The sequence below is a fragment of the Azospirillum doebereinerae genome, from assembly GCF_003989665.1.
GTDB classification, from domain to species: Bacteria; Pseudomonadota; Alphaproteobacteria; order Azospirillales; family Azospirillaceae; genus Azospirillum; species Azospirillum doebereinerae.
Genome location: NZ_RZIJ01000020.1, coordinates 79,144 through 102,580, shown reverse-complemented (window position 1 = coordinate 102,580; position 23,437 = coordinate 79,144). Strand labels below are relative to the sequence as shown.

Genomic DNA, 23,437 nt, shown 5'->3' with positions numbered 1-23,437 from the left:
CTTTCTCCGCGTCATGCCGGGAGCCCCCGCAGCACCGTCCGTGTGCCCTTCGCGGTCCAGATCCGCAGCAGCGACAGCAGGTGGTCGATGTCCACCGGCTTGGCGATGTAGTCGGTGGCGCCGGCCTCGATGCATTTCTCGCGGTCGCCCTTCATCGCCTTGGCGGTAACGGCGATCATCGGCAGGTGGCGCAACGCGTCGATGCCGCGGATTTCCCGCATGGTCTGGTAGCCGTCCATCTCCGGCATCATGATATCGACCAGCGCGACGTCGATGTCGGGGTTCCGTTTCAGGATCTCGATGCCCTCGCGCCCGCTCTCGGCGTGCAGCACCTGGATGGCGTGGGCCTCCATGACGCTGGCGAGCGAGAAGATGTTGCGGATGTCGTCGTCGATCACCAGCACCCGCTTGCCAGCCAGCGCCGGGTCGTGCTGGCGCAGATCGAGGATGGTGCGGCGCTTCTCGTCCGGCAGGCGGTCGACGGCGCGGTGCAGGAACAGCGCGGTCTCGTCGATCAGCCCGGCGGGCGACCGGGTGCTCTTCAGCACGACGGTTTCCGCCAGACGGCGCAGCCGCGCCTCGTCCTCCGGCGCGATGTCGGTGGAGGCGTAGACCACCACCGGCATCCAGGCCAGCGCCTCGCGGGTGCGCAGCCATTCGACCAGTTCGAAATCGGCGGGCTGCGGGGTCGACAGATCCAGCACCATGCAGTCGAAGCGGTCGACGTTCAGCGCCGCCATCGCGGCCTCCACCGAGGTGACGGTGCGCGATTCCACGTCGCCGTTGCCGATCAGGGCGGCGATGCCGCCGGGCTGCTGGGCCTCCTTCTCGACGATCAGAAGCTTGCGGTGCGGCGCCTCCTTGAAGTTCTGGACGCGGGCCAGCGCGTTGAAGATGGCCTCGCGCTCCACCGGCTTTTCCGAATAGTCGAAGGCGCCCATCGACAGGCCGCGCCGCCGCTCGTCCTTGGCGGAGATGACGTGGACCGGGATGTGGCGGGTCTGGGGATCGCGCTTGAGCAGGTCGAGCACCGCCCAGCCGTCCATGTCCGGCAGCCCGATGTCGAGCAGGATGGCGTCCGGCCGGTATTTGCGGGCGAACGGCAGGGCCGAGCCGCCGCCCGACGACACCACGGTGCGGAAGCCCTTCTCGCGCGCCAGATCGATCAGGATGGAGGCGAACTTCGCGTCGTCCTCGACGATCATCACCACCGGATCGCCGGGGCGGATGCGCTCGCGGTCGTCGGAGGCCGGGGTGGGCAGCAGCAGCGCCAGCCCCTCCTCCGACCCGGCCGCCACGATGGGCCGGGTGGCGAGATCGGTGCGCTTGAGCGGCCCGGTGGGTTGGCCCGCCGTGTCGCTGGCGAGGTCGAAGGTCAGCGGCACGTAGAGGGTGAAGGCGCTGCCCTTGCCGACGATGCTGGTGACGCGGATCTCGCCGCCCAGCAGCCGGGCGATCTCACGGCTGATCGACAGCCCGAGGCCGGTGCCGCCGTATTTGCGGCTGGTGGTGCCGTCGGCCTGCTGGAACGCCTCGAAGATGATGCGCTGCTTGTCGTCGGGGATGCCGATGCCGGTGTCCAGCACGGTGAAGGCCAGCACGGAGGAGGCCGCGTTCAGCACCGGATGGCCGGCGCTCCACCCCTCCGTCACGGCGGCGACCCGGAAGGTGATGCCGCCGGTCTCGGTGAACTTGAAGGCGTTGGACAGCAGGTTGTTGAGCACCTGTTCCAGCCGCTTCTCGTCGGTCTGGATCGCGACGGGCAGCCGCTCGTCCATCTCGATGGCGAAGGACAGCGATTTTTCCTGCGCGACCTGGGAGAAGGTGCGCTCGACATGGCCGCGCAGGTCGCCCAGCACGACCTCGCCGATCTCCAGCGTGACGGTGCCGGATTCGATCTTCGACAGGTCGAGGATGTCGTTGATCAGGCCCAGAAGGTCGGTGCCGGCGGCGTGGATGGTGTGGGCGAACTCCACCTGACGGTCCGACAGGTTGGTGTCGGGGTTGTCGGCCAGCAGCTTCGACAGGATCAGCAGGCTGTTCAGCGGGGTGCGCAGCTCGTGGCTCATGTTGGCGAGGAACTGCGACTTGTACTTGGAGGTCAGGGAGAGCTGTTCGGCCTTCTCCTCCAGCGCCGCCTTGGCCAGCACGACCTCGCGGTTCTTGCGCTCGACCTCGACGTTCTGCTGCTCCAGCTCGCCGGCCTTTTCCTCCAGCGCCTCGTTGGTGGTCTTCAGCTTCTCCTGCTGGGCCTTGAGCAGCTCCTCGGACTTGCGCAGCGAGGCGGCCTGTTGTTCCAGCCGCTCGTTGGTGGTCTTCAGCTCCTCCTGCTGGCTTTGCAGCTCGGTCGTCAGGCGCTGCGACTGCTTGAGCAGCCCTTCGGTGCGCATGTTGGCGGCGATGGTGTTGAGCACGATGCCGATGCTCTCGGTCAGCTGCTCCAGGAAGGACTGGTGGGTCTCGCTGAACCGGCCGAAGGAGGCCAGTTCGATCACCGCCTTGACCTCGTCCTCGAACAGCACGGGCAGCACGATGATGTTGAGCGGCGGCGCCTCGCCAAGGCCCGAGCTGATCGACACGTAGTCGCGCGGCACGTTGGTCAGCAGAATGCGCTTCTTCTCGTAGGCGCACTGCCCGACCAGCCCCTCCTTCAACCCGAAGCGGTTGGACAGGTTCTTGCGCTCCTTCAGCGCGTAGCTGGCGACCATCTCCAGCAGCGCCTCGTCCTTGTCGCGCGAGGCGACGTAGAAGACACCGTGCTGCGCGTTCACCAGCGGGGCGATCTCCGACAGGATCATGTTAGAGACGGTGACCAGATCGCGCTCGCCCTGGAGCATACGGGTGAACTTCGCGAGGTTGGTCTTCAGCCAATCCTGCTCCGCGTTCTTCAGCGTGGTGTCGCGAAGATTGCGGATCATCTCGTTGATGTTGTCCTTCAGGGCGGCCACCTCGCCCATCGCCTCGACGGTGATGGAACGGGTCAGGTCGCCCTTGGTCACGGCGGTCGCCACCTCGGCGATGGCGCGGACCTGGGTGGTCAGGTTGGCGGCGAGCTGGTTGACGTTCTCCGTCAGATCCTTCCACAGGCCGGCGGCGCCGGGCACGCGGGCCTGACCGCCCAGCTTGCCCTCGATGCCGACCTCGCGGGCCACGTTGGTCACCTGATCGGCGAAGGTCGCCAGCGTCTCGATCATGCCGTTGATGGTGTTGGCCAGCGCGGCGATCTCGCCCTTGGCGTCCACCGCCAGCTTGCGCTTGAGGTCACCGTCGGCGACCGCCGTCACGACGCTGGCGATGCCGCGCACCTGGTTGGTCAGGTTCGCCGCCATCATGTTCACGTTGTCGGTCAGATCCTTCCAGGTGCCGCCGACACCCTCCACCTTCGCCTGACCGCCCAGCTTGCCCTCGGAGCCCACCTCGCGCGCCACGCGCGTCACCTCCGAGGCGAAGCTGTTCAGCTGGTCCACCATCGTGTTGATGGTGTTCTTCAGCTCCAGGATTTCACCACGCACGTCCACCGTGATCTTCTTGGACAAATCGCCCTTCGCGACCGCCGTCGTGACTTCTGCGATGTTTCGCACCTGACCGGTCAGGTTGGCCGCCATCATGTTCACGTTGTCGGTCAGATCCTTCCAGGTGCCGGCCACGCCCTTGACCTGCGCCTGACCGCCCAGCTTGCCCTCGATGCCCACCTCGCGCGCCACGCGGGCGACTTCCGAGGCGAAACTGTTGAGCTGGTCCACCATGGTGTTGATCGTGGATTTGAGTTCGAGGATCTCGCCCTTCACGTCCACCGTGATCTTCTTGGACAGATCGCCGTTGGCGACCGCCGTCGTCACCTCGGCGATGTTGCGCACCTGACCAGTCAGGTTGGTCGCCATCGCGTTCACGTTGTCGGTCAGATCCTTCCACGTGCCGCCGACGCCCTTCACCTGCGCCTGACCGCCCAGCTTACCCTCCGAGCCCACCTCGCGTGCCACGCGCGTCACTTCCGAGGCGAAGCTGTTCAGCTGGTCCACCATCGTGTTGATCGTGGATTTGAGTTCGAGGATCTCGCCCTTCACGTCCACCGTGATCTTCTTCGACAGATCGCCATTGGCGACCGCCGTCGTCACCTCGGCGATGTTGCGCACCTGACCGGTCAGGTTGGTCGCCATCGCGTTCACGCTGTCCGTCAGATCCTTCCAGGTGCCGCCGACGCCCTTGACCTGCGCCTGACCGCCCAGCTTGCCTTCCGAACCCACTTCGCGCGCCACGCGCGTCACCTCCGAGGCGAAGCTGTTGAGCTGGTCCACCATCGTGTTGATGGTGTTCTTCAGCTCCAGAATCTCGCCCTTCACGGGGACGGTGATCTTCTTGGACAAGTCGCCGTTGGCGACGGCGGTCGTCACGTCGGCGATGTTGCGGACCTGACCGGTCAGGTTGGCCGCCATCAGGTTCACGCTGTCGGTCAGATCCTTCCAAGTGCCGCCGACGCCCTCCACGCGGGCCTGACCGCCCAGCTTGCCCTCCGAACCCACCTCGCGCGCCACGCGCGTCACTTCCGAGGCGAAGCTGTTCAGCTGGTCCACCATCGTGTTGATCGTGGATTTCAGCTCCAGGATTTCGCCCTTCACGTCCACCGTGATCTTCTTGGACAAATCGCCGTTGGCGACGGCGGTCGTCACGTCGGCGATGTTGCGGACCTGACCGGTCAGGTTCGCCGCCATCATGTTCACGCTGTCGGTCAAATCCTTCCAGGTGCCGCCGACGCCCTCCACGCGCGCCTGACCGCCCAGCTTGCCTTCCGAACCCACCTCGCGCGCCACGCGCGTCACCTCCGAGGCGAAGCTGTTCAGCTGGTCCACCATCGTGTTGATCGTGGATTTCAGCTCCAGGATCTCGCCCTTCACGTCCACCGTAATCTTCTTCGACAGATCGCCCTTCGCGACCGCCGTCGTCACATCGGCGATGTTGCGGACCTGACCGGTCAGGTTCGCCGCCATCATGTTCACGTTGTCGGTCAGATCCTTCCAGGTGCCGCCGACGCCCTCCACGCGGGCCTGGCCGCCCAGCTTGCCTTCCGAACCCACCTCGCGCGCCACGCGCGTCACTTCCGAGGCGAAGCTGTTCAGCTGGTCCACCATTGTGTTGATCGTGGATTTCAGCTCCAGGATCTCGCCCTTCACGTCCACCGTGATCTTCTTGGACAGGTCGCCCTTCGCGACCGCCGTCGTCACCTCGGCGATGTTGCGCACCTGACCGGTCAGGTTCGCCGCCATCATGTTCACGTTGTCGGTCAGATCCTTCCAGGTGCCGCCGACGCCCTTCACATGGGCCTGACCGCCCAGCTTGCCCTCGATGCCGACCTCGCGCGCCACGCGCGTCAGCTCCGAGGTGACGGAGACCAGCTGCTCCACCATGGTGTTGACGTTCCGCGCGGTGCGCAGGAACTCGCCCTGGAGGGGCCGGCCCTCGATCTCCAGCGCCATGGTCTTGGACAGGTCGCCCTTGGCGACGGCGCCGATGACCCGCGCGATCTCGGTGGTCGGCTGGATCATGTCGCCAACGAGCGTGTTGATGCTGTCGACGCAGGTGACCCAGCCGCCCGACGCGCTGGACAGCTTGGCGCGCTGGCTGATCTTGCCTTCCTTGCCGATGGCGACGCTGAGTCGGCTGACCTCCTTGGTCAGGTTCTCGTTCAGTTCGACGACGTCGTTGAAGGCGGCGGCGATCTCGCCGTCGATGCCGGTCAGGTCCATCGGCAGCCGGACCGAGAAGTCGCCCTTGCGGAACTGCCGCAAGACCAGAAGCAGAGCCTTCGGATCCAGTGCCTCGGTGGTCGCCATCGTCGCCGTCATGCCGTTCCCCATCTCCTGCGCGGCCTGCCCGACCGTCGCCCCTTTGTTTCACACACCCGCCGCCGGCCCCCGCCAAGCAACGCGCGCACTTATTACGATTTTTATAAATACGGCATGGACGCTGCGCGAGTTGTGTCCCGGCCGAACGAGTTAGCCCGCAGTCCTACAGCCCCACACGATGAAGTAAAGGCGATTCCGGTCAATTTAGCCTTTGGTACGCACCCTGACGTCAGTCATAGGGTGTTTGCATATGACTTTTGTAGAGAGCGGATTTCTGCTTTTTGTGGGAAGGCCGTGACAATCACGGCCGCCATCGATTCACGGCGGCCGACCCGCTCACGCAAACGTGTAGGCCCCGTGATTTGCCGCCGGGCACCCCCCGCCCTATGGTTATGGGTGTGACGACGGATGTTTGGATTGGGAGAGGGTCGATGCTGTTCAAATTCCCCGCCGCCTCGCTGGCCCGCGAAGACGAGGTGACGCCACGGGAGCTGGTCCTTTCCCGCCGCACCCTTCTGGCCGGCGGCGCGGCGGCCTTCACGGCCGGCAGCCTGACCGGCTGGCTAGGTCTGGCCCAGGCGGCGGCCTTCGAGGCGGCCACCACGGTCAAGCCCGCCGACGCCAAGCTGGACGCGGTCACGCCGATGAAGTCGGCGACCACCTACAACAACTACTACGAGTTCGGCACCGGCAAGAGCGACCCGGCCGACGGCGCCAAGGCGCTGCGCACCCGCCCGTGGGAGATCGCCATCGGCGGCGAGGTCGCCAAGCCGATCACCATCGGCATCGACGACCTGCTGAAATTCCCGATGGAGGAGCGCGTCTACCGCCTGCGCTGCGTCGAGGGCTGGTCCATGGTGATCCCCTGGATCGGCTTCCCGCTGGCCGAGCTGCTGAAGCGGGTCGAGCCCACCGGCAACGCCAAATACGTCGCCTTCCAGACCCTGCTGGATCCGGAGCGCATGTACGGTCAGAAGTCCTGGGTGCTGAACTGGCCCTATGTGGAGGGGTTGCGGCTGGACGAGGCGATGAACCCGCTTACCCTGATGGCCGTCGGCATGTACGGCGAGACCATGCCCAACCAGAACGGCGCCCCGATCCGGCTGGTGGTGCCGTGGAAATACGGCTTCAAATCGATCAAGTCGGTGGTCAAGATCACCCTGGTCAAGGACCAGCCGCCGACCGCCTGGAACAGCTCGCAGCCGCGCGAGTACGGCTTCTACTCCAACGTCAACCCCGAGGTCGACCACCCACGCTGGAGCCAGGCGACGGAACGCCGGGTCGGCGATTTCTCGCGCCGCAAGACCCTGCCCTTTAACGGCTACGGCGAGGAGGTCGCATCGCTCTACACCGGCATGGACCTGCGGGCGAATTTCTAAAAATGGCAACCGATCTCCGCCAGATCGCCAACGCCGTCCTGACCGCGCGCGCGGCCAAGCCGGTCGTCTTCGCCGTCGCGCTGGTTCCGCTGTTCTGGACCCTCTGGCTCGCCTACAGCGGCGAGCTGGGGGCCGAGCCGGTGCTGGAGAGCGTCAAGCAGAGCGGGCTGTGGGCCCTGCGATTCCTGCTGGTCGCGCTGGCTGTGACGCCGCTGCGCATGCTGACCGGGGTGGCGGCGTTGGCCCGGTTACGCCGGATGATCGGGCTGTTCGCCTTCTTCTACGCAGCGGTCCACCTGTCCACCTACATCGGCCTCGACCAGTATTTCGACTGGCCGGCGATCTGGAAGGACATCGTCAAGCGGCCTTACATCACCGTCGGCATGGGCGCCATCCTGATCCTGACGGCGCTGGCGCTGACCTCCACCAACGGGATGGTCAAGCGGCTGGGCGGCAAACGCTGGCGCGCGCTGCACAAGGGGGTGTTCGTCGCCGGGCTGGCCGGCTGCCTGCACTTCATCATGCTGGTGAAGGGGTGGCAGACGACCCCGCTGGTCTACGCCGCGCTCTGCGTCGGGCTGCTCGCCTTCCGCCGCTGGCCGCTCCGTCTGCCCAACGCCCGGAAAGAGCCTAGAACACGGCCCGCAGCAGCCCCAGGGTCCGAAGCCGCGCCAGCGCCGCGCTTTGCGGATGGTAGCTCCCCCGCTCGTCGCAGTTGAAGCCGTGCCCGGCGGGGTAGACGTGGACCGGAACCGCCGGGTTCCGCGCCCGCACGCCCTCGGCGACCGTCAGCGGAATGGCGTGGTCCTGCTCCCCGAAATGCAGAAGGGTCGGCGCGCGCGGCGCCTCGTCGAGGTGCTGGGCGATGGCGCCGCCGTAATAGCCGACGGCCGCGCGCAACGGCAGCCGTGACGCCGCCATCCAGGCGAGGCTGCCGCCCCAGCAATAGCCGACCATCGCCGCGTCCCCGCCGAGATGCTCCAGCGCCGCCGCGATGTCGGCCAGCGCCTGCTCGTCGGAAATCCGTCCCTTGATGGCGATGCCGCGCTGGACGCCCGTCTCGTCGTAGGGCAGCTCCACCGCGCGCTCCGCCCGATCGAACAGGTCGGGGGCGATCACCGTGAAGCCGTCGGCTGCGAAGCCGTCGCAGACGCTGCGGATGTGGCGGTTGATGCCGAAGATTTCCGGCGCCACGACCAGCCGCCCGACCTCCCCGCCCTTGGCGACCGCCTTGTAGGCGCGCAGGCCATGGCCGTCCCCGGCCCGCAGTTCCACCCAACCGCTCTCGCTCATGCTCCGTCTCCGTTTCCGTTCTTCGCCGGCGTCACAGCGCCAGATTCTGCTCCACCGCCGCGTTCTTGATCGCCTTCTGCAGCTTCTCGAAGGCGCGGACCTCGATCTGGCGGACGCGCTCGCGGCTGATGCCGTATTTCTGCGACAGATCCTCCAGCGTCATCGGCACCTCGCGCAGGCGGCGCTCCACTAGGATGTCGCGCTCGCGCTCGTTCAGGGTCTCCATGGCGCCACCCAGCAGCTTGCGCCGCTTGCCCAGCTCCTGCTGGTCGCCCAGCGTGATCTCCTGGTTGGCCGATTCGTCCACCAGCCAGTCCTGCCACTCGCCCTCGCCGTCGACGCGCAGCGGCGCGTTCAGCGAATGGTCGGGGCTGGCGAGGCGCCGGTTCATGTTGACCACGTCCTGCTCGGGCACCGACAGCTTGGTGGCGATGGCGTTGACCTGCTCGGGCGACATGTCGCCCTCCTCGATCGCCTGCATCTGGCCCTTCAGGCGGCGCAGGTTGAAGAACAGCTTCTTCTGCGCGGCGGTGGTGCCCATCTTCACCAGCGACCAGCTGTGCAGGATGTATTCTTGAATGGCCGCGCGGATCCACCACATGGCGTAGGTGGCCAGACGGAAGCCGCGGTCCGGGTCGAAGCGCTTGACCGCCTGCATCATGCCGACGTTGCCCTCGGAGATCAGCTCGGACAAGGGCAGGCCGTAGCCCCGGTAGCCCATCGCGATCTTGGCGACGAGCCGCAGGTGGCTGGTGACGAGCTGGTGGGCGGCGCCGGAATCCTCGTGCTGCTGCCAACTCTTGGCCAGCATGTATTCCTTTTCCGGCTCCAGCATCGGAAATTTGCGGATTTCCTGGAGATAGCGGGAGAGATTGCTCTCGGACCCGATCGCCGGAACGCTGGACACTGTCGCCATGGTTTCAACCCCTTTCCGACGGCCCGTTCCCACCCGCGTTGCTGGCGCGGGAATGGGCGGACCGTTCTTCTGCGCGGGTCCCCGGCCCCTCATGGGAGCAGGCGTCGGAACCCGCCATCGCCCTCGAGTCTAAACCAGGAGTGCCGAGGCCCCGCATTAATTCAGACCGATTCTAAGATGACAATCAGTTCATGTAGATCGGCCGGCGTGGGCGCGTGGAAGGTCATCGTCTCCCCCGTGCCTGGGTGCCGGAAGGTCAGGGCGGTCGCGTGCAGGGCTTGGCGGGGAAACTCGACCATCCGCCCGCGCGCCGGTTCCGGCAGCGTCGAGGCGTGCTTGCCCCCCACCCGCGACGCCCGCCCCCGTCCATAGAGCGGGTCGCCGACCAGCGGGTGCCCGATGTGGGCCATGTGGACGCGGATCTGGTGGGTCCGCCCGGTCTCCAGCACGCATTCGACCAGCGCCGCCGCCGGGCCGAAGGCCTTCAGCACGCGGTAGCGGGTGGCGGCGTGTTTCCCGCCGTGGTCGACCACGGCCATCTTCTTGCGGTCGACGGCGCTGCGGCCGATGGCGCCCTCGATCCGCCCCTGCTTGGGGGTCGGCAGGCCCCAGACCAGCGCGTGGTAGGTGCGGCTGAGCGTGCGGTCGCTGAACTGCTCGGTCAGGCCGTGATGGGCGCGGTCGTTCTTGGCGACCACCATCAGGCCGCTGGTGTCCTTGTCCAGCCGATGGACGATCCCGGGCCGCCGGACCCCGCCGATGCCCGACAGGCTGTCGCCGCAATGGGCGAGCAGCGCGTTCACCAACGTTCCGTCTTGATTGCCGGCGGCGGGATGGACCACCAGACCGGCGGGCTTGTCGATCACCAGCACGTCCTCGTCTTCGAACACCACGTCCAGGGGGATGTCCTGGGCTTCGGGCAGCGCCGCTTCAGCTTCGGGCACGAAAACGTCGAAAGTTTGGCCGGGTTTGACCCGCAGGGACGGGTCCGTTATCGTCCGCCCGCCCTCGGCGACGCAGCCCTGCTCCAGCAGGGCTTGCACGCGCGAGCGCGACAGGTCCGGCAGCCCGGCGGCCAGCGCCTTGTCCAGCCGCTCGCCGGCCGCCGCCTCGGGCACCGTGTGGACGAGCGGAGCGCGGTGGACGCGTTCGGTGGACTCGGGCATCGTTCGGCCGTCTTTCATCGTATGTTCGTCAGTTCTCATTTGTCCGGGAGTGGACCCCAAACCGTGCAGATCCTCAAGGCACTCGTCGTCATCATGGGCGTTCTCATCGTCGCCGGTTTCACCTTTTTGGGGGTGGAGCTGTACAAGCGCATGAACGACCCCAACCGCGCCGCCCAGCAGGCCGCTGAATCCGAACGCGCGGCGCCGGGCAAGGAGCCCGCCGACGTCACGCTGGACGTGCCCGCCGGGTCGCGCATCGGCGAGATCGTGGTGGTGAACAACCGCGTCCTGTTCAAGGTGACCCTGCCGCAGGGCCTTGATCGGCTCTACGTGATGGACCCGCGCAACGGCGCCATCACCGCCACCGTCACGGCCGGCAAGCCGGCGCCCTGATCGGACTCCATCCTACCGCCCCTCCCTTCCCTCATCCCCTCCCCTTTTCGACCGGACCCGCGACCATGCATGATTTCCGCAGCGACAACGTGGCCGGCGCGGCGCCGGAGGTGATGACGGCGCTGGCCACCGCCTCGACCGGCCAAGCCGCCCCCTACGGCAACGACGCGCTGACCGCGCGGGTGACCGAGCGGCTGTCGGCGATCTTCGAGACCCAGGTGGCGGTGTTTCCGGTCGCCACCGGCACGGCGGCCAACGCGCTGGCGCTGTCGGCGCTGGCCCCGCCCTTCGGCGCCATCTATTGCCACGAGGAGGCGCACATCACGGTGGACGAGTGCGGCGCCCCGGAATTCTTCACCGGCGGCGCCAAGCTGGTCCCGCTGCCCGGCGCCCACGGCAAGCTGACGCCCGACACGGTGGCGCGCGCGGTGGCGCGGGCCGGCGTCGGGGTCGTCCACAAGGTGCAGCCCTCGGCGCTCAGCCTGACCCAGGCGACCGAGGCCGGCACCGTCTACCGCCCGGACGAGGTGGAGGCGCTGGTCGAGGTGGCGCACGCCGGCGGCATGGCGGTCCACATGGACGGCGCCCGCTTCGCCAACGCCGTGGCGCGGCTGGGCTGCGCGCCGGCCGCGCTGACCTGGAAGGCCGGGGTGGACGTGCTGACGCTGGGCGGCACCAAGGGCGGCTGCCTGGCGGCCGAGGCGGTGGTGTTCTTCAACCCGGCGATGGCCGAGGATTTCGGCTACGCCCGCAAGCGGGGCGGCCATCTGGTGTCGAAAACGCGCTTCCTGTCGGCGCAGTTGGACGCGTGGCTGGCCGACGAGCTGTGGCTGCGCCTGTCCGGCCACGCCAACACCATGGCCGACCGTCTGGCGGCGGGCCTCGGCAAGCTGCCGGGGGTCGTGCTGGAATACCCGGTCGAGGCGAACGAGCTGTTCGTCCGCCTGCCCGAATCCACCATCGCGGCGCTGGAGGCGGCGGGCTTCGGCTTCTACCGTTGGGATGACGGATTGGTGCGGCTGGTGACGGCTTTCGACACGCCGGCGACCTCGGTGGACGCTTTTCTGAAAATCGCATCGGGCACGTAAGAAAGTGCTTGCCGGATCGCTCAGGCTTCGCTAAAAACCCGCCCACGCCAACGACGTCCCCATCGTCTAGAGGCCTAGGACACCGCCCTCTCACGGCGGTAACAGGGGTTCGAATCCCCTTGGGGACGCCACCTTCTCGAAGGTCGGCAATGAGATAGAAAAAGGCCCAGCTCTTCAGCTGGGCCTTTTTCATGTCCAAGGGTACTCGGCGTCGGCTTGCCGCGGAGCCGGCTTCGGACGCGCCGCCGCGCCGCGTCAAGCCCGCGTCCTCACGACCGGCTGTTGTCCTGCCGCAGCAGCCGGTCGATCAGCACCGTCCGGATCGGCCGGCTGGAGTACTGTCCGTTGGCGCTGCGCAACAGGGCGGCGGACACCGCCAGCGGATCGACCGCCGGCCCGTCGAAGCTTCCCGATCCGGCCAGACCGAACAGCGTCTCCAGCATGGCGCTGCGCGCGTGGGGCAGTCGGCGCCGCACCATGTTGGCCTCGTCGTTGCTGCCGGCCTCCAGCGTGATCTGCGTCAGGATGAAGGCGACGGTGCGCCCCTTGGCCAGCATCGGCACGACCAGTTGGCCGACCTCCACGTAATAGGGGCCGCTGCCGATCGTCTCCCCGGCGAGCGCCGCCGGCGCGGCGTCGACCGGCACGGTCGGACGCGGCATCGTCTCGTAGCGTCCGGCGCCGTAGCCCCCGGCGAAGGCGAGGCCGGTGGCCACGGCGAACAGCAGGACGGCTTTCATGATGCGGAACTCCGACGGCGGACGGAAACGGGGCGGCCGTCAGAAGGGCAGGATGACATCCAGCACCTGCTGTCCGTAGCGCGGCTGCTGCACGTCGGTGATCTGGCCGCGCCCGCCGTAGGTGATGCGGGCCTCGGCGATCTTGTCGTAGTCGATGGTGTTGACGTTGGAGATGTCCTCGGGCCGCAGCACCCCGGCGATGCGCATCTCGCGCAGTTCATAGTTCACGCGCACCTCCTGCCGGCCGGCGATCACGAAATTGCCGTTGGGCAGCACCTGGGTCACCACGGCGGCGACGCGCATGGCGATGCGTTCGTTGCGCTGGATGGTGCCGTTGCCGCTCGACGAGCTGCTGCTGTCGAGGTCGACGAGGCTGGAGGGATCGACCGCGTCGGGCAACACCGCCGGCAGCCGGCTTTCCAGCCCGAAGAAGCTCGGCAGCCCGGCCTTCTCGGCGTTGGCCCGCCCGCGCTGGGTGCTGTTGCGCATCTGCGCCTGGTCGGAGATGTCGATGATGACCGTCAGCAGGTCGCCAACCGACTTGGCGCGCGGGTCGCGGAAGAAGTTGCGCGAGCCGGTGCGCCACAGCGAACTCGGGATCTGGTCGGCGGGCATCGCCTGAGGCATCGGCATGGAGATCACGCGGGCCTCCGGCTGGAGGCCGGGGTTGGAGATTTCCGACAGGGTCGGGGCGCTGCCCAGGTCGGCGAGGCGCGCGCAGCCGCCCACCGCGACCGACGCCAACATCAGGGAAACGACAGCCGCGCGCATGGCGGATCTCCTCGGATAAGGTCAGGGCTTGGACGGCGCGTCGCGGCGCGCGGCCTGCTGGGTGCTGGAAAGGCCATTGAACGAGGGTCCGTTCACCGAAGGTCCGTTGACCGAGACGGTCTCGGCCCCGGTGACGGTGCCGGTGACGACGGTGCTGCTGGCGACGTTCATGACGCGGACCAGATCGCCGACCCCGCCCTCCTGCAACGCCCGCCCGCGCGCGGCCAGCACCAGCGGTCCATCCTCGTAGACCAGCGTGACCGGACGGTTGCGCTGGACGACGATGGGCATGCCGACCGAGCCGACCAGCACCAGCCGCCCCGCCGGCATCTGGCGCCGGGGCGACAGGCCGACCAGCGCCTCGGCCGACTGCACGAAGCCGGCGCCGGCCCGCTCCAGCGGCATCCGCACCAGCGTCAGGTCGGCGGCCTCGATGATCTCGCCCGGCCGGATGCGGCGGACCGGAACCGGCATCTCCACCTCGATCTCCGCCCGGCCGGCCAACTCGACCGTCCGCCCGTTGCTGACGACCTGGGCGCGGAAGGTGCCGCCGCGCGGGTCGTGGGCGATCGCGCGGATCTGATCGACCGGGCCGTCGAAGGGCGCGCCCAGCGTCAGCGACACCCGCGCGTCGGCCGGCACCGACGGCCCCAGCGTGCCGAGCAGTTCCTCGGCCAGCAGGGTCTCCACAGGACCGGCCTGGACCGGCGCCGCAAGCGCGGACAGCGCCAGCAGCGCCCCCGCCAGCCGGCCCGCAATGGAACGGAGCATGGCGATCACCGCATGTTGGTCATGGTGGAGGCCATCTGGTCGCCGGCCTCGACGACCTTGGCGTTCATCTCGTAGGCGCGCTGGGCGGAGATCAGCTCGGTGATCTCCTGCACCACGTTGACGTTCGAGGATTCCAGGTATTTCTGCCGGATGGTGCCGAAACCGGCCTGCCCCGCCAGCCCGTCCTGCGCCTCGCCCGACGCCGGGGTGGCGCGGAACAGGTTGTCGCCCAGCGCTTCCAGCCCGGAGTCGTTGACGAAGACCGTCATCGCCAGCTGACCCTGGTTGACCGGCTGGGTCTGGCCGTCGACATAGGCCAGCACCTCGCCCGAGCGGTTGATCACCACCTCGCGGGTGCCCTGCGGCACGGTGATGCCGGGAGCGACCGGGAAGCCGTCCGACGTGACGATGGTGCCCTCCGGCGACAGCTTGAAGCTGCCGGCGCGGGTGTAGACGGTGTCGCCGCCCGGCTGGGTCACGTTGAAATAGCCGCGCCCCTCGATCGCCAGATCCAGCTCGTTGCCGGTGGAGGTCAGGCTGCCGGTGGTGTTGATGCGGTTGACCGAGGTCGGCCGCACGCCCAGCCCCACCTCGATGCCGGTCGGCACGATGGTGCCGCTGTCGGTGGACTGGCTGCCCTGGCGCCGCTCCGACTGGTACATCAAATCCTGGAACTCGGCGCGCGAGCGCTTGTAGGCCGTGGTGTTGATGTTGGCGATGTTGTTCGAGATGACCTCGACGTTCAACTGCTGGGCCATCATGCCCGTGGACGCGATGCTGAGCACGCGCATGGTCGAAACTCCTTACTGGGATTTGCCGAGGCGGTTGATCGCGGTGCGCAGCAGGTCCTGACCGTCGTCCACCATCCTGGTCACCGCCTGATAATCGCGGGTCAGGTCCATCATCCGGCCGATCTCGGCGATGCCCTGGACGTTGGATTGCTCGATCTTGCCCTGAACCAGCCGGGTGTCCGGCGCCGGGCGCGGCTCCACGCCGTTGCCGGCCTCGAACAGCAGGTCGCCGGTCTGGGTCAGCGCCTGCGGGTTGTCGAAGCGGCTCAGGCCCAGCCGCGCGACCACGTTGCCGTCGGCCGACACCAGACCGTCGGCGGCGATGCTGACCGTGCTGGTGTCCGAATTGATGGTGATCGGCCGGCGTCCGTCGTCCAGCACCGGATGGCCGTTGGCGGTCACCAGCTGCCCGTCGGCGTCGCGGCGCATCCGGCCGTCGCGGGTGTAGCGCACCCCGTCGGGCGTCTGCACCGCCAGGAAGCCGTCGCCGTCCAGCGCCACGTCGTAGGGGTTGCCGGTCGCCGAGAAGGAGCCCGACCGCAGATCGGTGTAGGTGGAGCGGTCGATGGTGAAGGCGATGCGGTCGGTCGGCTTGCGTCCGCCGGCCTCCATCGCCGTCTCGAACAGGGTGCGCTCGCCCCGGAAACCGGCGGTGTTCATGTTGGCGATGTTGTTCGCCACCACATCCAACTGCCGCCGCAACGCCATCTGGCGCGACAGTCCGATGTAAAGCTGGTTCTCCATCGCGGAACACCCCTGGGTTTGAACGCCGCCTTAATCTGGACGATGCAGTTTAAAGCCGGGTTTCAACCTGAGGCCGGTTCGCGGATGTCCCGGCGGCACTGAAACCGCTTTGCCGATCATTTGGATAAAATTCGGGATGACTGCGATGAAACGGCGCACAGACACAGGAACGACCGTCGCCTCGACGCTGCTTCTCGTGATTTTGGCGGTGCCCGCCGCAGCCCAGGCCGCCGTCACGGTGAAGGGGCAGTTGGGCGACCACGCCGAATTCTCGCGTCTGGCGTTGAGCCTGCCCGAAGGCGTGGAGGCCGAGGCCGTCGCCGAGGCCTGCGCCCTGCGCGTCACCCTGCCCAAGCGGGCGAACTGGCCGGTCGCCACGCTGAACGGCATCTGGTCGACGCGGCTGTCCGGCTTCCAGGTCACCGAGGACGGCCGCTCCCTGACCGCCGACATCGCCTGCGGCGCCCGCGTCACCGCGCTCCGCGAGCGCCGGGTGCTGATCGTCGACATCGGCGCCCTTCCCGTGCCGGCTCGCAAGCCTCCCGTGCCGGCCGGCCTCCTGCCGTCCGACGAAACACCGGCGGAGGCGTTGGAAGACACGCCCGTTTCCGCGGCTGCCCCAACGGCCGGGGACGCGCCGCAAGCCGTCACGGCCCCCGCCCCTTCCACCTTCGGCGAGATCGCCGACGCGCTGAACCCGGTCCGCACCGCGCAAGCGCAGCCCATCCCCCCGGCCCTTCCGACGCTCCCGCCGCCGATCAAGCTGGCGCCGCTGCCCGCCCCCGTCCCGCTGCCGCCCGTCCCCGTGCTGGTCAAGGCGACGCCGCCGAGCCTGGACACCGAAATTCGCAGCAGCGTCGAGCAGACCTTGCGGCAGCTCGAAACCATGCCCGCCGCCAAGCCGGCCGGAACGCCCCACCCGCAGGCAAACCAGCCCGTGGCGCAACCGGTGCCGCAAGGCCCGCCCCCCATCGGCCCGATGGACGTGGCCGCCTGGGCGGGCGAGGATTTCGTCCAGACCCGCGACCGTTTGCAGCAGGCGCTGAACGGCGCGCAGGGTCGGGCGCGCGTGGACGCTTTCATCGCGCTCGCCCGCTTCGCCCTGGCCCGCGCGCTGGAGGAGGAGGGACGCGCCACGCTGGAGGCGGCGGCCAGCCAATCCCCGGCGCCCGACCAGCGATACAGCCTCCGGATCCTGGGCGACGCCTTCCGCGCGCTCGACCGCGCCGGCACGCCGGAGGACAGCCTGTTCGTCACGATCCCCCCGGCGGCCTCCCCCGACCACCATGTCTGGCGCAGCGCCACCCTCGCCCCCACCCGCTGGGAGGCGGCGCGCGAGGGGCTGCCCATCGCGCTGAAGCGCCTGCTCGACTACCCGGCCGAGCTGCGCAGCCGCCTGCTGACCATTCTGGCGGAGGCGGCCGTCGCCGCGCCCGACGTCAACGCCCTGAACCTGATCGTGCTGGAGATGATCACGGTCGACGCCAAGGGCATGGCCGACGGACGGCTCGACTATTTCCGGGGCCGGCTGGCCGAGCTGCGCAACACCCCCGACGCGGCGCTCGACCAGTACCGCAAGGCGGCGGCGATCACCCACGGCCCCTTCGCCCGCCGCGCCGAGGTGCGCGGCATCGAGCTGCGCCGGACCTTGGGCAGCCTGGACGAGGACGGCGCCATCGCCGAGCTGGAGGCCCTGCGCTTCGCCTGGCGCGGCGACGACGTCGAGACCGACGCGCTGGCGGCGCTGGGCAACGCCTACGCCCGGCAGGGGCGGACCGACGCCGCGCTCGACCTGTTCGGGCTGCTCGGCCGGCGCTTCGGCGCCACGGCGCGCGGGCGCGACGCCCTGGTGGCCGGGCGCGGGCTGCTCGCCGCCGTGCTCGACCAATTGGAGCGCGCCAAGCCCGGCGGGCTCTACGCGCTGGCGCTCCAAGCACGGCACGGCCGGCTGGTCGGGCTGGCCGACGACGGGGACGCCACGCTGCGCCGCCGCCTCGCCGCGCTGCTGGCGCGCGACGGCTACAGTGTCGAGGCGACCCGCATCCTGCACGCCCTGACCGAGGACAGCAGCGGCGCGCGGCGCGCCGAGCTGGGCGCCCTGCTGGCCCGCGCGCTGATCGAGTCCGGCCACGAGACCGAGGCGCTGGAGGTGCTGAACCGCACCGGCGATTCCGGGCTGGACGCCGGCCTCGCCGAGCGCCGCGCCCTGCTGCGGGCCGACGCGCTGCTCGGCGACGGCGACACCATGCGGGCGCTCGACGCACTGCGCGGGTTGCCCGGCGCGGCGGCGGCAAGGCTGCGGGCACGCGGGCTGTTCGAGGCCGGGGAATGGCCGGCGGCGCGCACCGCCTTCGCCGAGCTGGTCGATCCGGTGCCCGACCCCGCCGCCGAGGATGTGGCGCTCTACGGGTTGTCGGCCTATCTGGCGGGCGATCCCGACACGGTGCGCGGGCTTGCCGGCCGGCAGGGCGCGCGGCTGGCCGGGACGCGCTGGGCGGGGCTGCTCGACACGTTGACGCCACCGCCGACCGGCGACCGGCCGCTCGACGGCGACGAGGTGACGCGGCAGCTCGCCGCCGCCGACGCGCTCGACCGGCTGGCGCGTGGCTGGCGGAGCGGACGCTAATCGTAAAGCGGCTTTAAACGCACCAGCGTAAGCAGGGAGACGTGGCTGCCACGGTTGCCCCCACCCTTCCTCCCCCGCTGGGCGGGGGAGGAAGGGTGGGGGCATTCGAAGCCGACACCCCACCACACCCCAAACCGGCACCCCACCCGTCCGGGAGAATGAACGATGCGCTTGCTGTTCGGGTTGATCGCCGTGTTCGCCAGCGTGCTGGGCGGCTTCGCCGCCATGGGCGGGCGGATGGCCGTGCTGTGGCAGCCGGTGGAGATCGTCATCATCATCGGCGCCGGCATCGGCGGCTTCGTCATCGCCAACTCGCCGACCGTGCTGCGCGAATCGCTGCGCACCGTCGGCGCGGTGGCGCGCGGGCGGCGCACCACGAAGAACGACTACCTCGACGTGATCGCGCTGGTCTACGGCCTGCTGCGCGTCGCCAAGTCCAAGGGCATGTCGCAGATCGAGGGCGACATCGACCGCCCGTCCGACAGCCCGCTCTTCACCCAGTTCCCCAACGTCCTGCGCCACGAGCGCTGCATCACCTTCCTGTGCGATTACCTGCGCCTCGTGGCGCTGGGCCAGGACAACCCGCACGACATGGAATCCCTGATGGCGGAGGAGCTGGACACGCTGAGCCGCGAGCTGAACCAGGTGCCCAAGGCTCTCCAGAACTTCGCCGACGCGCTGCCGGCGCTGGGCATCGTCGCCGCCGTGCTGGGGGTCATCAACGCGATGGGCGCCATCAGCGAGGCGCCGGAGGTGCTGGGCCACATGATCGGCGGGGCGCTGACCGGCACCTTCCTGGGCGTGCTGCTGTCCTACGGCATGGTCGGCCCGATCGCCAGCGCCACCCGCCAGCGCCGCGAGTCGGAGCTGAACATGTTCCTCTGCATCAAGGCGGCGCTCTGCGCCTACCTGCGCGGCAGCCCGCCACAGGTCTGCGCCGAATTCGCCCGCAAGGTGCTGTACACCGACATCCAGCCCAGCCTCGCCGAAGTCGAGGTCGCCACCACCCTGTCCTCGCAGGCCAAGGGCCGCGAGGGCCGTCAGGCCGCGTGACCGCCGATGCCGCGCAAATCCACGCTCCCCCCGATCATCGTCAAGCGCCACTACATCGTCCACGACGAGGAGGACCACAACGGCACCTGGAAGCTGGCCTACGCCGATTTCGTGACGGCGATGATGACCTTCTTCCTGGTGATGTGGCTGATGAACATCACCACCACCGAACAGCGCAAGGGCATCGCCGACTACTTCAACCCGGTCGCCGTGTCGCAGAGCGAATCGGGCGCCGACGGCATGCTGGCCGGGCGGTCGGTGGACAAGACCGGCGCGCTGACCACACCCAACGCGGCCGGCGACCAGGCCAGCCCCGTGGCATCGCCGCCGGTCGTCGCCTCGGTCGGCGACAGCGACCGCCAGCCGGCCGGGCGCAAGGATCCGATGCCCCACCCGCCGGGCGGCCGCGCCCCGTCGGAGCCGGTCGATCTGCTGCAAGCCCCGCCGGCCCAGAACGCTGCGGCGACCGCCGCCGGCAACGCCGGCCCGACCGCCACGCGCGCCGAGTTGGAAGCCCTGCTCGACCACCAGTCGGCGGAACTGAACGAACGCGTCGCCCTGGAATCGCTGGAGCGCGACCTGCGCGCCCGCATCGCCGAATCGCCGGAGCTGAACGCGCTGTCCGGCAGCGTGGTGATCCAGCAGGTGCCGGAGGGTTTGCGCGTGCAGCTGACCGACCAGGCCCGCTTCTCGATGTTCAAGGTCGGCTCGGCCCAGATGAACGAGCCGGGCCGACGCCTGATGCGCATGGTGGCCGCCGCGCTGGCGCCGGTGCCCAACGGCATCAGCATCGCCGGCCACACCGACGGGCTGGGCTACGCCGCCGAGGCCAAATACGGGAACTGGGAGCTGTCGAGCGACCGCGCCAACGCCGCCCGGCGCGAGATCATCGCCGGCGGCATCCCGGCCAAGCGGATCGTCCGCGTCGAGGGCCGCGCCGACCTCGACCATTTCGCGGCCGACACGCCGCTCGACCCCAGCAACCGGCGCATCAGCATCACGCTGCTGCGCAAGACTCCGGGATGAGAGAGACCCTCACCCATTCCCAGATAAAAACGGCCGGCTTTTTAACAAAAGCGGCCGTTTTTCTTTTAAAGCCCCTTTAAAAACGCTGCGCTATCGTCGGCCTCGACAGTCCTTCGCGGAGAAACCCGGGACCGCCCTCCCCCTTCGTTCGACGGTTGACCAGAGGATGCCCCGATGAGCCTGTACAGCGCCATGCGATCCGGAGTGAGCGGAATGTCCGCGCAGAGCTCTCGCCTCGCCGCCATCTCGGACAACATCAGCAACTCGCAGACGGTGGGCTACAAGCGGGCCACGGTGGACTTCTCGACCCTGCTGACCTCGCCGGGCAGCAGCACCTATTCGGCCGGCGGCGTGCAGTCGAGCACCCGCTACCAGCTCGAACAGGACGGCACGCCGATCGGCACCAGCTCGGCGACCGACATGGCGATCAGCGGCAACGGCTTCTTCGTGGTCGGCAACAATTCCTCGGGGTCGCCGCAATATTCGCTGACCCGCGCCGGCAGCTTCCTGCCCGACGACAGCGGCTATCTGCGCAACACCGCCGGCCAGTATCTGGAGGCGTGGAAGCTGTCGCCGGACGGAACCCTGCCCAACGTCAGCACCACCCGCTTCGACGATCTGGTGCCGGTCAACGTCGGCAACCTGCTCTACGGCGGCAGCCGCACCACCCAGATGGAGTTCTCCGGCAACCTGCCGGGCCAAGCGGCGGCCGGCGACACCTTCACGACGACGCCGGGCTTCTACGACGGGCTCGGCAACGCGCAGGATCTGAACCTGACCTGGACGAAGACCGCCACCGCCAACGAATGGACGCTGACCGCCACCGCGCCCACCGGCTACACCGTCACCGGCTCGCCGGTGACGGTCACCTTCGCGGCGACCGGCCCCTACGCCGGCATGCCGGTGGACGGAACCGGCAACCCGATCACCCCGGCCTCCTTCACGGTCACCTCACCGGCGACGCCGACCGCCGACACCGTCACCTTCGGATTCGGCAACGTCACCCAACTCAACGGCGACTATGTCCCGCAGGTCATCGGCGACGGCGCGAAGGTCGGGCGGGTCAGCACGGTGAACATCGACGAGACCGGTAAGCTCTGGGTGGTCTACGACAACGGCGCGCGCCAGGCGCTCTACCAGGTTCCGGTCGCCGACGTGGTCAATCCGGGCGGGCTGGTCGCCCAGAACGGCAACACCTTCACGCTGGGCATGGACGCCGGTCCCCTGAGTCTCAGCAAGGGCGGCAGCGCCGGCGCGGGTTCCGTGATCGGCGGGGCGCTGGAACAGTCCAACGTCGACATCGCCACCGAACTGGTCTCGCTGATCGAGACCCAGCGCGCCTACTCGTCGAACGCCACCATCGTGCGCACCGCCGACGAGATGGTCGACGAGACCAACCGCCTGAAGCGTTGAGCGCGCAAGCGACGGAGCCCCAGCCATGAGCGTTCAACTCGCCCTGTCCGCCGCCCTGTCCGGGTTGCGCACGACCCAGCAGCAGGCCGCCCTGGCGTCCCACAACATCGCCAACGCGACGACCGCCGGCTATGTCCGCCGCGACCTCGCCTTGTCGGCGTCCTTCACCGGCGGGCAGGGGTCGGGCGTCAAGGTCGACGCCATCGCCCGCAAGGTCGACGAGCTGCTGATCCGCGACGCCCGCCACGAGACCAGCCGCTACACCGGGCAGGAGGCGCGCGCCTCGGCGCTGGCCGACTACGCGCTGGTGCTGGGGCAGCCGCAGGACGAACGCTCGGTCTCGACCCTGCTGTCGAAGCTGCAGCAAGCCTTCTCGCGCCTGCACGACATGCCGAACGACGACGCGGCGCAGAACGCGGTGGTCGCCCAGGCGTCCTCCCTGGTCCAGGGACTGAACAGCGCCGCCGAGGCGGCCCGGACGGTGCAGACCGACGCGCGCAACCGGCTCCAGAACTCGGTCGACACGGTCAACGGGTCGCTCCAGCGCATCGGCGAGCTGAACGGCGCCATCGCCAGCCTCGACGCCAAGGGCGGCGACACCGGCGACCTGCGCGACGAGCGCGACCGGCTGCTCGACACGGTGTCGGAGGAGATCGGCATCCGCACCTACAGCCGCGACGACGGGCAGGTCGTGGTGATGACCCGCAACGGCCAGACCCTGCTCGACGGCCAGCTCGCCCCCGGCAAGACGCCGCTGACCATCGTCGGCAACGACCTGATGGCGAACGGCGCCTCGCTGTCGGCCAACCCGGAGACCGACATCCAGACCGGCCGGATCATGGGCTACGTCCAGACCGCCACCCAAGACATGCCGCGCGCAATGGCCCAGCTCGACCAGCTGGCCGCCGGTATCGTCCAGCGCTTCCAGAACGCCGAGGCCGACCCGACCAAGCCCGGCCTGTTCACCGACGCCGGCGCCGCCTACACGACGACGGCCGGGCTCGCCTCGCGCATCGCCGTCGACGCCTCGGTCAAGACGGAAAGCTGGCGGGTGCAGAGCGGCGTCCAGGCGATCGCCCGGCTGCCGGCCGGCGACCAGACGCAGATCGAGACGTTCTCCGCCGTCTTCACCGCGACCGGCACCTTCACCGCGACGGACATGCCGGCCTCGGCGACGCTGGGCGGCTACGCGACGGCGATGGTGTCGGTCCAGCAGGGCTACCGCACCACCGCCGAATCCGAGATGAACGCGCGCAAGATCAGCGCCGACACGCTGCAATCCGCCCGCGTCAACCGCGACGGCGTCAACATCGACGACGAGATGCAGAAGCTCCTGCTGATCGAGCAGAGCTACGGCGCCAGCGCGCAGGTGGTGCAGGTCGCCGGCCGCATGATCGACATCCTGCTCCAGATCAAGGGCTGAGCCG

Annotated in this window: 18 protein-coding genes and 1 tRNA gene; 10 read left to right on the top strand and 9 right to left on the bottom strand. The window is 68.8% G+C overall.

Annotation, left to right across the window (positions count from 1 at the left end):
- Positions 1–11: 11 nt before the first annotated feature.
- Positions 12–5,840: a hybrid sensor histidine kinase/response regulator gene (locus EJ913_RS22380; RefSeq protein WP_244939455.1), complete on the bottom strand. Its 5,829-nt coding sequence runs from the start codon at positions 5,838–5,840 to the stop codon at positions 12–14.
- Positions 5,841–6,271: 431 nt separating this feature from the next.
- Between EJ913_RS22380 and msrP the strand changes: the two genes are divergently transcribed.
- Both msrP and EJ913_RS22370 read left to right on the top strand, forming a co-directional pair.
- On the top strand, positions 6,272–7,219 hold the full coding sequence (gene msrP, locus EJ913_RS22375; RefSeq protein ID WP_127002036.1) for a protein-methionine-sulfoxide reductase catalytic subunit MsrP: 948 nt from the start codon (positions 6,272–6,274) through the stop codon (positions 7,217–7,219).
- A gap of 2 nt (positions 7,220–7,221) precedes the next feature.
- The gene (locus EJ913_RS22370) at positions 7,222–7,938 is read left to right on the top strand and encodes a protein-methionine-sulfoxide reductase heme-binding subunit MsrQ (RefSeq protein WP_127002034.1); all 717 of its coding nucleotides are present in this window, start codon (positions 7,222–7,224) and stop codon (positions 7,936–7,938) included.
- Here the strand turns inward: EJ913_RS22370 and EJ913_RS22365 are convergent.
- From EJ913_RS22365 to EJ913_RS22355, 3 genes are all read right to left on the bottom strand, one after another.
- Positions 7,850–8,512 carry a dienelactone hydrolase family protein gene (locus EJ913_RS22365; protein WP_127002032.1) on the bottom strand — a complete coding sequence of 221 codons (663 nt, stop codon included), beginning with the start codon at positions 8,510–8,512 and terminating at the stop codon, positions 7,850–7,852. The two genes, EJ913_RS22370 and EJ913_RS22365, sit on opposite strands and share 89 nt — an antisense overlap.
- 31 nt (positions 8,513–8,543) lie before the next feature.
- Positions 8,544–9,428: an RNA polymerase sigma factor RpoH gene (rpoH, locus tag EJ913_RS22360; RefSeq protein ID WP_127002030.1), complete on the bottom strand. Its 885-nt coding sequence runs from the start codon at positions 9,426–9,428 to the stop codon at positions 8,544–8,546.
- Positions 9,429–9,589: 161 nt separating this feature from the next.
- Complete coding sequence (locus EJ913_RS22355) at positions 9,590–10,594, bottom strand: RluA family pseudouridine synthase (RefSeq protein ID WP_244939454.1); 1,005 nt, start codon at positions 10,592–10,594, stop codon at positions 9,590–9,592.
- 63 nt (positions 10,595–10,657) lie between these two features.
- Between EJ913_RS22355 and EJ913_RS22350 the strand changes: the two genes are divergently transcribed.
- From EJ913_RS22350 to EJ913_RS22340, 3 genes are all read left to right on the top strand, one after another.
- On the top strand, positions 10,658–10,987 hold the full coding sequence (locus EJ913_RS22350) for a hypothetical protein (RefSeq protein ID WP_127002026.1): 330 nt from the start codon (positions 10,658–10,660) through the stop codon (positions 10,985–10,987).
- Positions 10,988–11,052: 65 nt separating this feature from the next.
- Positions 11,053–12,075, top strand: a complete 1,023-nt coding sequence (locus tag EJ913_RS22345; RefSeq protein ID WP_127002024.1) for a threonine aldolase family protein — start codon at positions 11,053–11,055, stop codon at positions 12,073–12,075.
- Positions 12,076–12,130: 55 nt separating this feature from the next.
- Positions 12,131–12,206 (top strand) — tRNA-Glu (locus tag EJ913_RS22340).
- Between the two features lie 138 nt (positions 12,207–12,344).
- Here the strand turns inward: EJ913_RS22340 and EJ913_RS22335 are convergent.
- The 5 genes from EJ913_RS22335 to flgF are packed head-to-tail and all read right to left on the bottom strand — an operon-like array spanning position 12,345 to position 15,892.
- A complete protein-coding gene (locus EJ913_RS22335) occupies positions 12,345–12,815 on the bottom strand; it encodes a hypothetical protein (RefSeq protein WP_127002022.1) in 471 nt (156 codons plus the stop codon).
- Positions 12,816–12,854: 39 nt separating this feature from the next.
- Entirely contained in the window at positions 12,855–13,586 is a 732-nt protein-coding gene (gene flgH / locus EJ913_RS22330; RefSeq protein WP_127002020.1) for a flagellar basal body L-ring protein FlgH, read from the bottom strand.
- A gap of 21 nt (positions 13,587–13,607) precedes the next feature.
- Positions 13,608–14,357 carry a flagellar basal body P-ring formation chaperone FlgA gene (gene flgA / locus EJ913_RS22325; protein WP_238520484.1) on the bottom strand — a complete coding sequence of 250 codons (750 nt, stop codon included), beginning with the start codon at positions 14,355–14,357 and terminating at the stop codon, positions 13,608–13,610.
- A 5-nt stretch (positions 14,358–14,362) separates the two neighbouring features.
- On the bottom strand, positions 14,363–15,148 hold the full coding sequence (flgG, locus tag EJ913_RS22320) for a flagellar basal-body rod protein FlgG (RefSeq protein ID WP_127002016.1): 786 nt from the start codon (positions 15,146–15,148) through the stop codon (positions 14,363–14,365).
- Positions 15,149–15,160: 12 nt separating this feature from the next.
- Complete coding sequence (gene flgF, locus EJ913_RS22315; RefSeq protein WP_127002014.1) at positions 15,161–15,892, bottom strand: flagellar basal-body rod protein FlgF; 732 nt, start codon at positions 15,890–15,892, stop codon at positions 15,161–15,163.
- A gap of 145 nt (positions 15,893–16,037) precedes the next feature.
- On the opposite strand from flgF, the gene EJ913_RS22310 reads away from it, so the two are divergent.
- From EJ913_RS22310 to flgK, 5 genes are all read left to right on the top strand, one after another.
- Positions 16,038–18,518, top strand: coding sequence for a hypothetical protein (locus EJ913_RS22310; RefSeq protein ID WP_127002012.1), 2,481 nt, complete (start codon positions 16,038–16,040; stop codon positions 18,516–18,518).
- Between the two features lie 165 nt (positions 18,519–18,683).
- The gene (motA, locus tag EJ913_RS22305) at positions 18,684–19,571 is read left to right on the top strand and encodes a flagellar motor stator protein MotA (RefSeq protein WP_127002010.1); all 888 of its coding nucleotides are present in this window, start codon (positions 18,684–18,686) and stop codon (positions 19,569–19,571) included.
- A 6-nt stretch (positions 19,572–19,577) separates the two neighbouring features.
- Complete coding sequence (locus EJ913_RS22300; protein ID WP_127002008.1) at positions 19,578–20,597, top strand: flagellar motor protein MotB; 1,020 nt, start codon at positions 19,578–19,580, stop codon at positions 20,595–20,597.
- A 174-nt stretch (positions 20,598–20,771) separates the two neighbouring features.
- Positions 20,772–22,010 (top strand): flagellar hook protein FlgE, encoded by a 1,239-nt coding sequence (locus EJ913_RS22295; protein ID WP_127002006.1) that lies wholly within the window; start codon positions 20,772–20,774, stop codon positions 22,008–22,010.
- Positions 22,011–22,035: 25 nt separating this feature from the next.
- Positions 22,036–23,433 carry a flagellar hook-associated protein FlgK gene (flgK, locus tag EJ913_RS22290; RefSeq protein ID WP_127002004.1) on the top strand — a complete coding sequence of 466 codons (1,398 nt, stop codon included), beginning with the start codon at positions 22,036–22,038 and terminating at the stop codon, positions 23,431–23,433.
- Positions 23,434–23,437 lie beyond the last annotated feature (4 nt).

Coding starts and splice junctions, on each gene's coding strand:
- EJ913_RS22300 (WP_127002008.1), top strand. CDS start 19,578: ATGCCGCGCAAATCCACGCTCCCCCCGATCATCGTCAAGCGCCACTAC.
- EJ913_RS22295 (WP_127002006.1), top strand. CDS start 20,772: ATGAGCCTGTACAGCGCCATGCGATCCGGAGTGAGCGGAATGTCCGCG.
- motA (WP_127002010.1), top strand. CDS start 18,684: ATGCGCTTGCTGTTCGGGTTGATCGCCGTGTTCGCCAGCGTGCTGGGC.
- flgH (WP_127002020.1), bottom strand. CDS start 13,586: ATGCGCGCGGCTGTCGTTTCCCTGATGTTGGCGTCGGTCGCGGTGGGC.
- EJ913_RS22335 (WP_127002022.1), bottom strand. CDS start 12,815: ATGAAAGCCGTCCTGCTGTTCGCCGTGGCCACCGGCCTCGCCTTCGCC.
- flgK (WP_127002004.1), top strand. CDS start 22,036: ATGAGCGTTCAACTCGCCCTGTCCGCCGCCCTGTCCGGGTTGCGCACG.
- EJ913_RS22345 (WP_127002024.1), top strand. CDS start 11,053: ATGCATGATTTCCGCAGCGACAACGTGGCCGGCGCGGCGCCGGAGGTG.
- EJ913_RS22355 (WP_244939454.1), bottom strand. CDS start 10,594: ATGCCCGAGTCCACCGAACGCGTCCACCGCGCTCCGCTCGTCCACACG.
- rpoH (WP_127002030.1), bottom strand. CDS start 9,428: ATGGCGACAGTGTCCAGCGTTCCGGCGATCGGGTCCGAGAGCAATCTC.
- EJ913_RS22365 (WP_127002032.1), bottom strand. CDS start 8,512: ATGAGCGAGAGCGGTTGGGTGGAACTGCGGGCCGGGGACGGCCATGGC.
- flgF (WP_127002014.1), bottom strand. CDS start 15,892: ATGGAGAACCAGCTTTACATCGGACTGTCGCGCCAGATGGCGTTGCGG.
- EJ913_RS22380 (WP_244939455.1), bottom strand. CDS start 5,840: ATGACGGCGACGATGGCGACCACCGAGGCACTGGATCCGAAGGCTCTG.
- EJ913_RS22310 (WP_127002012.1), top strand. CDS start 16,038: ATGAAACGGCGCACAGACACAGGAACGACCGTCGCCTCGACGCTGCTT.
- msrP (WP_127002036.1), top strand. CDS start 6,272: ATGCTGTTCAAATTCCCCGCCGCCTCGCTGGCCCGCGAAGACGAGGTG.
- EJ913_RS22370 (WP_127002034.1), top strand. CDS start 7,222: ATGGCAACCGATCTCCGCCAGATCGCCAACGCCGTCCTGACCGCGCGC.
- flgG (WP_127002016.1), bottom strand. CDS start 15,148: ATGCGCGTGCTCAGCATCGCGTCCACGGGCATGATGGCCCAGCAGTTG.
- flgA (WP_238520484.1), bottom strand. CDS start 14,357: ATGCTCCGTTCCATTGCGGGCCGGCTGGCGGGGGCGCTGCTGGCGCTG.